Here is a 14,085-nt window from a genome sequence, read left to right on the forward strand (position 1 = left end):
ATTAATATTATTATGGAATTAAATATGAAGATACATTTAGATTTAGATTGTTACTTTGTAAGTGCAGAAAGAACTAGATACCCTTTTCTAAAAGGAAAGAATGTTGTTGTTGCAAAAAGTAGTGATAAAAAAATATTTTCAAATGAGAAAAAGCAAAGTGTTTTATTAGGTGATACAGGAGCCTTTAATAGTGTTTTAGAGTTTAAAAACTCTTATGACACTAATAATATATTAAAAGCATGGAGAGATGAGTTTTTAGATGAAAATGGTGAAATTCATGGAATAGTAATTGCAAAAAGTTATGAATGTAAACCTTATGGCATAAAAACAGGCACACCCTTAAGAGAAGCTATACACATGTGTCCAAACTTAATTATAATTCCTAGTGATCATCTGTTTTATCAACAACTTTCTCAAAAGCTAAAAACCTATTTAGAGTTTAAAATACCAGTACTTGAACAATACTCAATTGATGAGTTCTTTGGAGATTTAAATGGTTGGGTTAAAAATAATGATACATTAGAATTTATCAAAGATCTAAGAGATGATATAAAAGATAAATTTGATTTACCAATTACAATTGCAGGAAGTAAAAGTAAATGGATAGCAAAACTCTTAACTGATTGTGTAAAACCATTTGGAGTAATTGCTTTAGAGCAAGAAAAAGTATATGAATATACAAATCATATTAGTGTAAATGATTTTCCAGGTATTGGAAGAGCAATTAGTAAAAAGTTAGCTGATTATAGAGTTAAAACATTAGGAGAATTAAGAGCTAGACCAAATTTATTATACTTATATGGTAAAACAGGAGTTGAATTATATGAAAGAATTTGTGGAACTGATAACGACAAAGTAATACCATATAATGATAGAAGAGGTATTGGAATTAGTAGAAACTTTAAAGCCACTATAGACAGAAATGAAATATATAGAAGAGTAATGATACTTGCTAGATATCTTAGTTATACAATTTCAAAACTAAAATTAAATCCAACAACATTTTATTTTAAAATAAGATATGAGTATGGAGTTAAAAACCATCAATCAATTAGTGAGAATAGACTATTTAATGAAAAGTTTTTAATAGATTTAGCACTAAAAATGTTTCAAAAACTAGATACTAGAAAAAACTATAAAATACACTATCTAGCAATTAGTGCATCAAACTTTGCAACAAACCATAATATAAAAACCTTCTCAGTAATAGAGTATGAAAAAGATCTAAAATATAAAGCACTAAATGAAAAGCTAATAAAGATAAGAGACAAATATGGTGTTGATATAGTTAGGTATGCAAGGGAGAATCAGGTGTGAGTTTGTTTGTCATAGCATCAATTGGGATATTTAATGAATCATTGATAAAATTTACAATAAGTAAAAGACAATAACCACTTAAATACAAAGATAAAATTTGACAAATGTGTACACCAAAATAGTTTTGTCAATTTGACAAATGTGTACAGGTTAAGCTTTTTGTCAAATCTTAAAAATATTATGGAAGATTTAAAAGTTTTTGTTAATTCTGCACTTTGGTAATATACACTTCCTCTCATATTACTTACTCCTTTTTTAAAAGGTATTCATAATTTGTTTTGAGTATATTTTTTGTTTATGTTTTTTTTAAGTACAGGTCTATATAAAAAGGCTTGAATATGTTAAAAAACTAATGAGACTTTTTATCTTTTTTACTTTTTAAATATTCATTATGTCCAAGGGTATATGTTATTCCTATAAAAGCAATAATCCCTAATATTATAAAAATTTCCATATATTATCCTTTTTTGAATATCTCTAATTAATACAAAATTATATCAAAATTTATTTAATACCATAATTTCTATTTTTTTGTTTTCCTATCTCTAAATCATAGGTTTGTGTTAAGTCCATCTATTTTTATTTTTACTTGTAAAAACATCAAATCAAGATTAGCATTTGCAATGTAGCTGCTAATATCACTTCAAAAGAGCTTTTCTCTCTTACTACTTAAACAAATAAGTAGCTAAACAGTTTTATAAAGACTGTGAACTTTACATATAACAAAATATGCTTCATAGTTTTTAATTAGTCTAGTTATAAAAGATTCTAGTAAACTTTAAATATCTAGCTTGGCTTTAGATCATTGTTCCAACTCAATGCTTGTGAATACAAGTTAATTTTTAATAAGAAAATTATGATGAAATTATAGTTGATATTTTGTAAAATGCAGTTGCTATTAGTTTATATTTTATAGTTGCAAATTTATTTGCCACTGTTTCCTTATTTTTATAAAACTATCTCAAAGCATTACTATTTAAAGCTTTTAAAGAAATAATTTACAATATATAAAAGCTTTGATTTTACAATCAAATTTACAAGATTTTACAGTTTAGTTTACAGAGATTTAATAGAATCAAAGTATAAAACTGATTAAACTAACAATATTTTATAGTATTATTATGCCATTTATGGCATAATAATCAAAAGGATTTGATATGACTAGATTAGAATTAATACAAAAAATTGAACATAGAAAAAAACAAATTAATATCAGTATAGAAAATCTCGCAAGATTGAGTCATTTAGGAGTTAGAACTGTAAATAGATTTTTTGCAGGTGAAGATGTAAAACTTAGTACTATAGAGAAAATTACAAACTTACTAGGTCTTGATTTTGCAGGAAATGAAGTAGTACCACTAAAAGAGTTAGAAAAACAAAGAGCAAAAGAAAAAGCTATATTTATGGCTTCTTTAGTTCAAAGCACATCAGCTTTAGAAGTTCAAGGACTTGAAACTGACTCTTTAAATAAAATAATTGATAAATTTGAAAAAGAGTTTTTACAAGGGCAATATAAAAATAGATTGTGGGTTGCATAAATGATTGATAGCACAAAACCTATAGATGATGCAACACCACTTAATGATACATCTGGATTTAAGTTACCACTCCAAACTTCCTAAAAATAAATCTTATACATTAAAAGAGATTTATATAAAAGAAGCTGAAAATATTGCAGATGCAACAATTAAGTATTTGTCTGCAATTCCAACAAAAAAAGAAGCTCCTTTTACATACGTTTGGTTTTTAAAACTTCATACTGAGATGTTTGGAAATGTTTGGGATTGGGCAGGAAAGCCAAGACAAATAGAACTGTCAATTGGAATAAAAGCATATCTTGTTCCAATGGAATTAAAAAAACTAAGTGATGATTTTTTATTTTGGGATAAAAATAAATCTTTTGATGTATATGAAATAGCTTCAAGATTGCATCATAGAGCAGTTCAAATTCATCCTTTTCAAAATGGAAATGGCAGATGGAGTAGGATGCTTACAAATATCTATCTTAGACAAAAAGGTTTAATGCCTGTAAAATGGCAAGAAGATTTACTTGCAAGTGAAAATCCAAAAAGAAGTGAATATATTCAAGCTTTGAAAAAAGCTGATAATAGAGATTATACTGGTTTAATCGAGATGCATAAAATTACATATTAATTTTATAAAATAATCTTGCTATTTTTTATTTAATATTTTAAAAACTTGCCAAAATCAAATATCACTTGTATAATTCTTTAAAAATTACACAAGGATATAAAAATGAAAATTGGATATTTAACTATTATGATTTTTACAAATCTTTTAGCTGTTGGTATATTTCATGCTGATTATGAAAATGCTCAAACTGATGCACTAATTATTCTTTTTACTGGAATGGCATCTATATTTGTTATTTGGAAACAAGATCATCCAATTATTAAAAAAATAGTTGATGATTTCTTTTAAATAATTAAAATATTTAAACTTCTATTTTATACAACAATCATTTATATCATCTTCAAAATCTATCCAAGATTTTAGTTCTTCATCTTTTTCATAAATCTCATCCAATAAAACTTTATGAATAAATTTTTCAATTTCATTTCTATACCAATCATATGGTTTTGGATTTTTAACTAAAGTATTTATTCCCTCATCATTATCTTTTTCATAAAATAGATCTTTTGATTGTATATTTCTATAAAGATGCTCTGTATTTGATGTTATATGGTTTTTTAAATAATCATTTACGAATTTTTTAGGAGTAATAAATTCTTTTTCTAAAACATAATAAATATCAAATAAATCTCTATACTTTTTTCTATTCCAAAAAGCCATTGTTTTCATATAGATAAGAGTTTCAAGAGAAGAAACTTTTAAGTCACTATTTTCATAATATGTAAATTTGTCATTTTTCCAAATTTCTTCTTCAAATAAATTAAATGGAGGTGTAAAAAATTCAACTTTTACACCACTTAACAAAAATTTCATATAGCTATAATTTATATCTGCACCATCATTTGAAACATAATCTTCCATTGTTTTATCATGTTCTATTATTGTTCCACCATATTTAAAAATCATATTACTAATCTCTTTTGGAGATAAATTTAAAGTTGCAAAATCTAAATCCTCAGATAATCTATGATTTATTCTATAACTTAAAGCTGTTCCACCAACAAATCTAATATCAAAGTTTTTAAATAAATCATCATTACAAATAATCTCTAAAACTTCTTTTGTTTTTTCTAGCATCTATATTTTCCTTATATATTTTAAATGAGTATTAAATGATTTTAAAAGTTTGATATCCTTTTGTTTAATGATATAAGGCTTTAATCTATCTTCTCCAAAATATTTAATAAGAAGCATTAATCTCTTATCATTCCATGATGATAAAACAATATTTATAAAATTTGGTATGTCATATATATGACCATTTTCTACACTATAAAATAGCTCTTCTCCAAAAATCTTTTTATCTAAAACAATCTGTTTTTGAGATACTTCAATAATTGGTTTTATTAAATCATTTTGTAAATATTTTTCATCTGTTTTTTTACTTGTTCTTTGTTTTTGCTCATCAAATTCAAAACTATTTAAAAACTTTAGAAATTGATCATCTTTATTTAGTTTAATTAATATTTTCAGATAATTTTCAAAAGATATTTTTCCACTTTGCTCAAAAGTTTTATAAGTTGCATATTTTATATCAACAAAATCGGCAAACTCTTCTTGAGTTAAGTCTAAAGCAATTCTTTCTGCTCTTATTTTTACTTTTGATAAAGCAATCAATTTGTCTAAATTTTTATTTAGCATATACATACCTTAAGTATTTATTTTAATTGATACTATTATATCAATTGATATATGAAATTGCAAATATATTATACTAATTGATATTATTATATCATTTATACTTAATAGATATATTTTTTTAAATAAACTTAATTGAAGAAAAGTTTTTACACTCTTTTTGGTGTTTAGCATAAATAGTAAAAAGAGCAACAGTAGGCAACAAAAAATCCTCCAGAATTAACTGGAAACTAAATCAACAACAATATATTATTTGATTAGTTTGCTAATGGTTTAGCAGGATTTTTATTTATTCGTAGATTTTATTTTAAAATGTTGATTTGTGTTTCGCTTTTTAGCTGAAAACAATGCTACTCCAAGTAATCCAATTACCAAAGGCAATGCAATAATTGCTCCTGTAATGAAAGTTGTCATAGATTTTCCTTTTTGATTTTATTTTATTTTCTCTTTTATGTATCTAAACAATGTTGATATGATTATACCATATATTCCAAGGAACCAAATTGTTTCAGCATTTAATACTATCGTATCTCAGGCAACAGTTAATAATTTTAATAATATATTTATACTCTTTATGATTTTAAATTATTTTTTAAAGATCTATCATGTTTCTTTTTTTTATTTTTTATTTTTTTCTTTTATGCTCAGGTATATTATTCCAAATAGGGCCAATACCATTGGCGAAAAAAGAAATACTCCATCTAATATTAAGCTTTTCATTTTTTATCCTTTTTCTTTGGAGCTTTCATAAAGATATTCATTAATATTGGAATTAAAGCTACAATTGTAGTAAATGTTCCTAATGCTATTAGTCCTTGAGTTTCATTAACCATTTTATCTTCCTTTATATGATCTTATTCTTTTAATTCTTAGATATTTTTTATATCTTTTAAATTCTCGTTTAAATTTATCATTTATGTCAATTGCTAGAAGTATTAACATAATCAACCACAATACAAAAGCTATATCTATTTGTCCATCATTTATTCCAAAATATATATTTGTTGCAATATAGATAGCTAAAATATAAATATATAATTTAAATGAATTTGCAAAATTATATAAACAAATAAATAAAAATTTATCTAATCTATTTATTGGTAACATTTTTAATCCTTTATTTCACATATTGTAACTGGAATATTAGTTGAACCTTTAAAAAAACTATTTTTATCTACACTCCAGTTATCAGCTTTTGAGACATCAATTTTTAAAGAACCTATATTACAAATAAGCTCTTTATTGTTATTAAAGTCATCTATTAAATTAGCTCTTTCATTTAGATGAAAATATAAAACTATAAATGGTAATGAAAATACAACTAATATTATAAAAAATTGTGTTCTTATTTTACTTGATAGATATTCATATTTTTTTAATCTTTTTTCATTCATGGTTATTCTTCTTTCTTAGTTATATCATCTTTACTATCTGATTTTAAAAAGCTATTAGGGCTTTTATCAATTATTTTTACTCCAATAGCTAATAACACTACCCAAAATCCAATATATAAAAGTCCATTATTAAAATCAAAATATTCATATTCATTATTAAAGAAAAGTGCATAAACCATAACAAATAAAAGTGAACCTAATAAAACTAAAATAGATATTACAAAAAGAAGTTCACCTAGTTGAGAAATATATTTATTCATACTCTTATAAAAATTACACATAGCTATTTTCCTTTTTTATTTTATTCTACAATGATAAATTGTAAATATATTTACACCATTAGTTATTTGATAAGTTCTTTTTTTATCAAATTCATAACCTAGTTCTTTTGAAACAATATTGTTCTTGCATATTAATTCTTGATTATTTTTAAATGCGTCTTCAATCTTTTTTTTATCAGATTTATTATCATAGTATAACCACCATATAAATAGTAGGAATATTGCACCAACAGCAAAAATCCACATATATGAGAAAAACAGTTCTTTCTCTTTTTTACAATCAATTTCTGTTTCCATTTTGTCTCCTTATATTATCTAAAATAGATATTATTTTATATATTATATTCTATTAAGGATAATATGTCAAGAAATATAACCTATAATAGATAAATTTATGATACAATTAAAACTATATTAGATAATAAATAGGATAATTTATGACAAAAGAAGAGTTTTGTAAAAGATTAAAGGATATTAATCTTACACAAAAAGAGTTTTCAGAGATAACTCATGTTCCTTACTCTACACTAAACAATTGGGGATTTCATGATATACAAGTTCCAAAATGGGTAGGACCATTTATAGAACATTATGAAAAAGCAAAGAAGTATGATGCAATTAAGAAGATGATATTAGATTCAAAGGAAGTTTTATAAGGAGGACTATTATGGGAACTATTTTGACTAGCTTGATGTTGGGCGGGATTATTTGGGTTGCTATTTACATTGTTAGTTTCATTTGGCATAGTAGTATGAACCTTATTAGAAGAATCTTTAAGTAAAGCTTTATCTTTAGAATTACCAAACATTTTATTATAAGCTAAGTACCATTAGCATAATAATAATTATTCATTAGATAATTTGACAAATGTGTACAGGTATAAATAAAGAAACTCCCATTTTTAAGTGTTGAAATTTTTTTTGACTTGACAAATGTGTACAGGTGAATAGTTTGATCTGTCAACACTTTATAGGACAAAAAATTTATAATTTAACTAACCATTTCAAAACGTAACATTTTATCTTCAAATTCACTTGGAGACATATATCCATTTGATGAATGTAATCTTTGTCTATTGTAAAAAATCTCTATATATTCAAATATTTTTTCATTTGCTTGTGAGCGTGTTAAAAACTTTTCATGATGAATTAATTCAGTTTTTAGAGAATGAAAAAAACTCTCTGCAACTGCATTATCCCAGCAATCTCCTTTTCTACTCATACTTTGAACTATCCCATATTTTTCTAAAAGATTTTTATGTTCATAAGAGGCATACTGACTTCCTCTATCAGTATGATAAATTAGTCCTTTAGAAGGATTTCTTCTTTTTAATGCCATTAATAGTGCATCATTAACAAGTGAAGTTTTTAAACTATAATTCATAGACCATCCAACAACTTTTCTTGAGTAAATATCGATTACAACAGCCAAATATAACCATCCCTCATTTGTTGGAATATATGTAATGTCTCCAACATAAACTTTATCTATTTGTGAGCTATAAAAATCTCTATTTAGATGATTTGGTGCAATTGGTAGAGTATGATTTGATGTTGTTGTAATTACTTTAAATCTTCGTTTCATTTTTACTTTTAGATTTAAATATTTCAGAGTTCTTTGAAGTTTCCTTCTTGAAACTATAAGACCATATCTTTGTTTTAAAACCTCTTTCAATCTTCTTGTTCCATAAGTTGCTCTTGCTTGTTCAAAAATGTTTTTTACAAGTTCATTTAGCTCTTTATCAATTTTATTTACAATACAACCTTTGTCAATCCAGTTGTAGTAACAACTTCTACTAACTTTAAATAGTTTACACATAAGTTGTACATTAAAACTCTTTGAGTGTTCTTTTATCCATGCATACTTTACAGAGTTTCTTTTGCAAAGTATGCTGCTGCCTTTTTTAATATCTCTTTTTCTTGTTTTAAAATTGCAAGTTCTTTTTTTAGTCTTTTATTCTCTTGCTCTAGAGTCTCATTTTTTAAATCATTTACAGGTAGTAAATTATTTTTAGCTTTGTACTCATTTACCCATAAAGCTAAAGTTCCTTTATTTAGTCCTAAATCTCTTGCTATACTTGAAATTGATCTATCACTATTATCAATACAAAACTTTATTGTTGATTCTCTAAACTCTTGTGAGTAATTACTTTTTCTCATTTTTATTCTCCGATTTCACTAATTTTAACATAGTTATTTTCTATGTCCTATTTAGTGTAGCCAGATCAATCACCTTAATATACATACATTATGTACTACTATTATCATCTAAATATCGACAATAAACATACATAAAAAGCATATCATAAACTAAAAGTTTATTTAAGAAGCATCTCTATTTCCAATGTTTTTTATAGTAATATCTATAAAAATGCCTTATTTAAGGTGATTTTGATATACGACACTTTTAGTGCATGTTATTTGTTGATTTTTAGGGTGTTTTATATATAATGTATGTTCAATAAAGAGTTGTATGCAGATGAGAATATGAACTAATAGGAGCAATTAATGACACCATCAGAGTTTTACAAACAAAGAAGACCTGAATTATTCTCAGACTCAAAAATAATTACTCAAACCACATTACCAAGAGAAGTATTAGCTTATGAACTAAGTAAAATTTCTACTAATCAGAAACAAGACGAATTTGAAACGCTATGTAGACGTTTAGCCGAAAAATATATTTCACCAAATTTAATTCCTCAAGTTGGTCCTACCGGTGGAGGAGATGGTAAAACAGACTCAGAAACTTATCCAGTATCTGAAACTATATCCAATAGGTGGTTTACTCCTGAAAATGGTTGGGATAAAGATGAAAACTGGGCTTTTGCAATTAGTGCTAAGGAAGAATGGAAAGGAAAAGCAAAGGGTGATGTGATAAAGATTGTTGAAACTAATCGAGGATATACTCGTGTTTACTTTATGTCAAATCAATTAATCTCAAGTAAAAAGAAAAAAGATGCACAAGATGAATTTATTAAAGAATTTGAAATAGATGTAGTTATTCTTGATGGTGAGTGGATTTTAGAAAAAATATATAACAACAATTTAATTGATTTAGTCGTTGACTCTTTAAACTTATCTTCTATTTATAAAAATAAAGAAACCAAATTAGGTAGCAATGATACGAGAAGACTAGAGGAACTTGAAGCACTAGAAGAAAATATTAATAATCCAAATAGATACTCTGAATATGATTTTCAATTAACAGAAGATGCTATAAGAAGTGCAATATTATCAAGGATGTTAGAAAAACCTAGAGATGAAATTGAAGGTAAGTTTGATAGAGCATTACGATTTTGTAATAAATTAAAAAATAAAAGACAGTTAATGAGAATATATTATCAGAAAGCATGGACTTATATGAATTGGTATGATGACTATGCTTTGTTTGTAGAAAATTTTAATAACTATAAATCTTTTATTTCAAAAGAATCAAATTTATCTGAAATTGAAGATTATTGTACTTTATTCACATCATTATATAGTTTGAAAAGGTTAGAAAAAAAAGAACTTGAAAATTTAAATATTAATTTAGAACTTGAAGAAAAAAAAATAACTAAATTATTAGAAAATATTGTTAGTGATTCTAACAGACCAACATCCTCATTATTTGCTAAAACACAGTTGCTATTTTTTAAATTATTACAACAAAAAACGGATATATCTCAAATTTTCAATGAGTTATCAACAATTATTGAACAAAGCAAAAGTCATTTAGACTATCCTTTTGATTCAACACGTAAAATTATAGAAGAGATATTTAGTGAAATATTTTTCGATAATGATGAATTTGATAATTTAATTGATGTATTAGCTTCAATATCATCTGAAAGAAATTCAGAATTAGAAGCTGGACAAATATTTTTAAGAAGAGCAACAAAAAAACTTCAATCAGAAAATTATAAAGACAGTATTATATATTTTGGTAAGTCAATAAAAAAATTAGCAAAAGAAGAAACTCAAAATGAAATGTATTTTGCATTAATTGGATTAGCTATTGCATATAAAAATTTAGGTTTAATTTGGGCTTCTAATAATTGCTATATAACGGCATGTAATTTTTCATTTAAACTATCTGATGAGAAAGGTACTATTTCAGAGAAAACATATAGAGCAGTAAAAGAAATTTTAACAAATGAACTTTTTATAGGAAGAATACCTTATCTTTTAACTTGGCATGAAATGTTTTTAATTTTTCAAAGAACTTTAACAATAGATGAAAATAAAGATGAAATTGCATTCGATTCTTTATGTGATGGTACATTTGCGGTTAGACTAATTCATACTAAAAGTACTACTAATGATGAATTGAAATATCTACCCGATATGCTTGCAAGACAAGAATTATGGTTATCTCAAGACACAGCTTTGTATAAACAAGGATATATAGAAATATGTATGCAAGAACGTGAAGATATTAAAAAAGAAAAAGAACTTGATGAATATTATAAAATGGTGGCAAATCAACCTTTTGTAGAACAAATATTATATGATACAAATTATATGTCAGAAGATAAGTTATCTTTATATTCTAATATGTTAGGTTGCCAATTTCAAATTAATTTTTCTAAAGATATTGAAATGCTTTTAGTATCAGAAACTTTACTTGCTTATCTTGAAAGCTTTGTTGGAACTTCTTTATCAAATATTCATGCACATAGAGAAAAAATCATAATTAATGTTTTAGATAATACAGAGAGCACTGATATATATTTCATATATAATAAGGACACTTATGAATATAACTTTTATATCAAAAATTTCAATACACAAGAAAAGGAACATAGTTTAGTTTGGAATAAAATGATTGAATTTACTGTTGATATTTTATTGAAGAATTTTATAGTAAATGATGCAGAAAATCATTTTAAAAAACTTTTTGAAAAAGATGAAGTTCACGAACGATTAGCTCTTATCTTTGGGCATAGAAATAGTGTTTTAAATATTTTAGGAGATAATCCAAAACTATTTTTAGATGATTGGATTACTTACTATAAACCAAAACAATATACTATGAAGTGGAAAGAACCTATTTCATTCGTATATGAAAAAGTACAAGATGAAAATCATCAAAAATATACAAAAGAAGATATAGAAAAAATTAGTCATAATAAAATTAAAACACATACTATTATCAATATGGCATTATGGGATAAAGCTAAATGGAAAGGGTTTGGTTTTACATTTGATTCTCAAAATGGAATGGGCGTATTTTTAGCATTTGAGAATGCTAATAATGCAAAAAAAATATTTGATGAATGGATAAACAAAGTTGGAACTGTTGATAAAGAAGAACTTATAAGTATTACAATTATCAAAGGAATAAATAAAGAACATCCATATTGGTACAAAGTTGCTGTAAGTATAAATGAAAAAGTAATACAAGTATCTACAACTGATAAATTTTTTCAAATCCCATCAAGATTTCTTCAAATGACTCCAAAAACTCCTGAAAATTTAAATAACTTAATTTATGGATTTAAAAGCTTCAAAAAATATAGCCTCTTTCCTGCTTCAATGGATGGGAGTGGTAGAGTTGATCCTTTTTTTGATAAAGGGATATTAAAAACATCATTGAAAATAAAAGATGCTTGGGAAATTGGAGAAAATGATTTAGAAAGAGCTGTTATTCAAAAGGATGACAATCCTATTATTCCAGATGAACATAAGGATAATGCTCCAATTTTAGTTATATTAAAAGCAAATAGATGAAAGATACAACAAAACCTAGCACCGAACAGAAAACTGTCGGTGAAGTCAGTCGTTATACAAAAAGGAATTAAAATATTGAAAATAATACAGAAGAGATAAAAACGCTTGAAACAGAAATTAAGGAGTTTGCTAATTCTCAACCATATTGGGCAAAATATCTGTGTTCTGAAGTCTTAGCAGGCAATGAAATTACAGATACTATTATTGATACTTCGTATTCTTATTTGCTTGAAAAATTAGATCTTAAAGAAGAAACCTACAAACCAGAACTTTTCATTTCCTACAACCCTAATGCCTCTGATGATTTTAAAGAAAATTTAACCTTTGTATCTCTGACAAATGTTGAAGGAGTTAATGCACTTACTGAAAATCAAACCATTGAATTAACACCAAACCTTACTATAATTTATGGAGGTAATGGTGCAGGAAAGTCTGGGTATGTTCGACTTTTGAAAAATGTTTTTTATTCGAAAGATAAAGAAGATATTCTTCCAAATATCAATATTAAATCAGGGCACAAACCAACTACTGCAACATTTAATTTTTCTTCAGATAGAACTGACATTTCACTAAGATATCCTGGTGATATTGGAAATGGTATATTTAATCAATTTGCCATTTTTGATGGAGACATTGGTAAAAAGCACCTTAGCGTAAGAAATAATTTTCATTTCCGTCCTGCTGGTTTACAGTTATTCAATGAATTAAACTCCGCTTTAGAAAAGTTAAACGCAAAGTTACTCAGTGATATTCAAACAAAAAGTATTGCAAATCCGTATGTAGATGATGATATTTTTCAGGGAGAATCTGAAATCAAAACTTTTCTAACTCAGCTTTCGCATAATTCAAAGTTGGAAGAATTAAGAGCTCACTTGCCTTATACTGATGAGGAAAAAGCAAAAAAAACTCAATTGGATAAAGAATATGATGACTTAAAAGTTGCCCTCGCTCAAAAAGATAAATCACTCAAAGAATTAAAAAACATAAAAACGCAATTAGTGGATCGAAAAAAGAATTTAGAAACACAAAATTTATGGTTTACTCAAACACAGTTAGGCAAGGTAATATCAGCTATCATTAATTGCAAAATAAAAGAAGACACTGCTCAAAAAGAAGGCGTTGAAAAATTCAAAACTGATAAAGTTCAAAATGTCGGTTCTACTGAATGGAAACAATTCATACAAGCGGCTGAAACTTTTGCCTCAACCCAAGGTGAAAATGAGTATCCCAAAATTGGAGACAACTGCTTATTATGCCATCAATCAATCAGCGATGATATACCTAAAAATCTGATAAACAGTTATTGGGCATATATAAAAAGTGTGGCTGAACAAGAAGCCAAAACAGCGAACGAGAAGCTTATCGAAATGGAATGACCCCAAGATGGTAGACACTTTTTTATTCAGTTAACACCTTGGGTTGAGTAACACTATCATTGTATCTTTTCTCAAATTCATTTGGATTTATAAAATCTAAAAAACTATGTCTTCTTTTTGAGTTATAAAACATTTCTATATATTCAAATATTTTATCTTTTTAGGAATTAATTAATCTAATATATTGTCTTAATATTTAGTGGCATTATAG

At 25.7% G+C, this 14,085-nt stretch carries 15 protein-coding genes and 1 pseudogene; 7 read left to right on the forward strand and 9 right to left on the reverse strand.

All coding sequences use genetic code 11. The annotated features are described in order from the left end of the window. Positions 1-24: 24 nt before the first annotated feature. The 4 genes from ATH_RS06120 to ATH_RS06135 all read left to right on the forward strand — a co-directional run bounded on the left by ATH_RS06120 (position 25) and on the right by ATH_RS06135 (position 3,759). Positions 25-1,317 carry a DNA polymerase Y family protein gene (locus ATH_RS06120; protein ID WP_066390273.1) on the forward strand — a complete coding sequence of 431 codons (1,293 nt, stop codon included), beginning with the start codon at positions 25-27 and terminating at the stop codon, positions 1,315-1,317. A gap of 1,157 nt (positions 1,318-2,474) precedes the next feature. Then, positions 2,475-2,855, forward strand: coding sequence for a helix-turn-helix domain-containing protein (locus ATH_RS06125; RefSeq protein WP_066390267.1), 381 nt, complete (start codon positions 2,475-2,477; stop codon positions 2,853-2,855). Positions 2,856-2,898: 43 nt separating this feature from the next. Next, positions 2,899-3,471 (forward strand): mobile mystery protein B, encoded by a 573-nt coding sequence (locus tag ATH_RS06130; protein WP_228140845.1) that lies wholly within the window; start codon positions 2,899-2,901, stop codon positions 3,469-3,471. 102 nt (positions 3,472-3,573) lie between these two features. After that, positions 3,574-3,759: a hypothetical protein gene (locus ATH_RS06135; protein ID WP_066390263.1), complete on the forward strand. Its 186-nt coding sequence runs from the start codon at positions 3,574-3,576 to the stop codon at positions 3,757-3,759. Between the two features lie 21 nt (positions 3,760-3,780). Here ATH_RS06135 and ATH_RS06140 read toward each other — a convergent pair whose 3' ends face one another. The 7 genes from ATH_RS06140 to ATH_RS06165 all read right to left on the reverse strand — a co-directional run bounded on the left by ATH_RS06140 (position 3,781) and on the right by ATH_RS06165 (position 7,081). Further along, positions 3,781-4,548, reverse strand: coding sequence for a nucleotidyl transferase AbiEii/AbiGii toxin family protein (locus tag ATH_RS06140; protein ID WP_066390261.1), 768 nt, complete (start codon positions 4,546-4,548; stop codon positions 3,781-3,783). Beyond that, entirely contained in the window at positions 4,549-5,112 is a 564-nt protein-coding gene (locus ATH_RS06145) for a helix-turn-helix domain-containing protein (protein WP_066187748.1), read from the reverse strand. Between the two features lie 282 nt (positions 5,113-5,394). After that, entirely contained in the window at positions 5,395-5,523 is a 129-nt protein-coding gene (locus ATH_RS10015) for a hypothetical protein (RefSeq protein ID WP_257122329.1), read from the reverse strand. 420 nt (positions 5,524-5,943) lie between these two features. Continuing rightward, on the reverse strand, positions 5,944-6,216 hold the full coding sequence (locus ATH_RS06150) for a hypothetical protein (RefSeq protein ID WP_066179084.1): 273 nt from the start codon (positions 6,214-6,216) through the stop codon (positions 5,944-5,946). Positions 6,217-6,218: 2 nt separating this feature from the next. Continuing rightward, positions 6,219-6,503, reverse strand: a complete 285-nt coding sequence (locus ATH_RS06155; RefSeq protein WP_066390259.1) for a hypothetical protein — start codon at positions 6,501-6,503, stop codon at positions 6,219-6,221. Positions 6,504-6,505: 2 nt separating this feature from the next. Beyond that, positions 6,506-6,784, reverse strand: coding sequence for a hypothetical protein (locus ATH_RS06160; RefSeq protein ID WP_066390257.1), 279 nt, complete (start codon positions 6,782-6,784; stop codon positions 6,506-6,508). 15 nt (positions 6,785-6,799) lie between these two features. Next, positions 6,800-7,081 carry a hypothetical protein gene (locus tag ATH_RS06165; RefSeq protein ID WP_066179093.1) on the reverse strand — a complete coding sequence of 94 codons (282 nt, stop codon included), beginning with the start codon at positions 7,079-7,081 and terminating at the stop codon, positions 6,800-6,802. A 140-nt stretch (positions 7,082-7,221) separates the two neighbouring features. Here ATH_RS06165 and ATH_RS06170 point away from each other — a divergent pair, with 140 nt between their 5' ends. Beyond that, on the forward strand, positions 7,222-7,440 hold the full coding sequence (locus ATH_RS06170) for a helix-turn-helix domain-containing protein (protein ID WP_066187763.1): 219 nt from the start codon (positions 7,222-7,224) through the stop codon (positions 7,438-7,440). 334 nt (positions 7,441-7,774) lie between these two features. On the opposite strand, the gene ATH_RS06175 is transcribed toward ATH_RS06170, so the two are convergent. Further along, positions 7,775-8,943, reverse strand: a protein-coding gene (locus ATH_RS06175) for an IS3 family transposase (RefSeq protein ID WP_119184288.1) whose coding sequence is annotated in 2 segments (ribosomal slippage) — positions 7,775-8,676 and positions 8,676-8,943 — 1,170 coding nt in all. Because the reading frame shifts where the segments join, the coding sequence is not laid out codon by codon here. A gap of 348 nt (positions 8,944-9,291) precedes the next feature. Between ATH_RS06175 and ATH_RS06180 the strand changes: the two genes are divergently transcribed. Both ATH_RS06180 and ATH_RS06185 read left to right on the forward strand, forming a co-directional pair. Beyond that, entirely contained in the window at positions 9,292-12,498 is a 3,207-nt protein-coding gene (locus ATH_RS06180; RefSeq protein WP_066390252.1) for a hypothetical protein, read from the forward strand. 224 nt (positions 12,499-12,722) lie between these two features. Continuing rightward, on the forward strand, positions 12,723-13,874 hold the full coding sequence (locus tag ATH_RS06185) for an ATP-binding protein (protein ID WP_066390251.1): 1,152 nt from the start codon (positions 12,723-12,725) through the stop codon (positions 13,872-13,874). 22 nt (positions 13,875-13,896) lie between these two features. Here ATH_RS06185 and ATH_RS10055 read toward each other — a convergent pair. Next, positions 13,897-14,025: pseudogene (locus ATH_RS10055) on the reverse strand (IS3 family transposase); the annotation flags it as partial. Positions 14,026-14,085 lie beyond the last annotated feature (60 nt).

Source organism: Aliarcobacter thereius LMG 24486, assembly GCF_004214815.1.
Lineage (GTDB): Bacteria > Campylobacterota > Campylobacteria > Campylobacterales > Arcobacteraceae > Aliarcobacter > Aliarcobacter thereius.

What these genes read in the sequence shown, in the direction of transcription:
- ATH_RS06180 (WP_066390252.1), top strand. Translation starts at nt 9,292, where the DNA reads ATGACACCATCAGAGTTTTACAAACAAAGAAGACCTGAATTATTCTCA.
- ATH_RS06165 (WP_066179093.1), bottom strand. Translation starts at nt 7,081, where the DNA reads ATGGAAACAGAAATTGATTGTAAAAAAGAGAAAGAACTGTTTTTCTCA.
- ATH_RS06135 (WP_066390263.1), top strand. Translation starts at nt 3,574, where the DNA reads ATGAAAATTGGATATTTAACTATTATGATTTTTACAAATCTTTTAGCT.
- ATH_RS06145 (WP_066187748.1), bottom strand. Translation starts at nt 5,112, where the DNA reads ATGCTAAATAAAAATTTAGACAAATTGATTGCTTTATCAAAAGTAAAA.
- ATH_RS06160 (WP_066390257.1), bottom strand. Translation starts at nt 6,784, where the DNA reads ATGTGTAATTTTTATAAGAGTATGAATAAATATATTTCTCAACTAGGT.
- ATH_RS06155 (WP_066390259.1), bottom strand. Translation starts at nt 6,503, where the DNA reads ATGAATGAAAAAAGATTAAAAAAATATGAATATCTATCAAGTAAAATA.
- ATH_RS06150 (WP_066179084.1), bottom strand. Translation starts at nt 6,216, where the DNA reads ATGTTACCAATAAATAGATTAGATAAATTTTTATTTATTTGTTTATAT.
- ATH_RS06130 (WP_228140845.1), top strand. Translation starts at nt 2,899, where the DNA reads ATGATACATCTGGATTTAAGTTACCACTCCAAACTTCCTAAAAATAAA.
- ATH_RS06125 (WP_066390267.1), top strand. Translation starts at nt 2,475, where the DNA reads ATGACTAGATTAGAATTAATACAAAAAATTGAACATAGAAAAAAACAA.
- ATH_RS06120 (WP_066390273.1), top strand. Translation starts at nt 25, where the DNA reads ATGAAGATACATTTAGATTTAGATTGTTACTTTGTAAGTGCAGAAAGA.
- ATH_RS06170 (WP_066187763.1), top strand. Translation starts at nt 7,222, where the DNA reads ATGACAAAAGAAGAGTTTTGTAAAAGATTAAAGGATATTAATCTTACA.
- ATH_RS10015 (WP_257122329.1), bottom strand. Translation starts at nt 5,523, where the DNA reads ATGACAACTTTCATTACAGGAGCAATTATTGCATTGCCTTTGGTAATT.
- ATH_RS06140 (WP_066390261.1), bottom strand. Translation starts at nt 4,548, where the DNA reads ATGCTAGAAAAAACAAAAGAAGTTTTAGAGATTATTTGTAATGATGAT.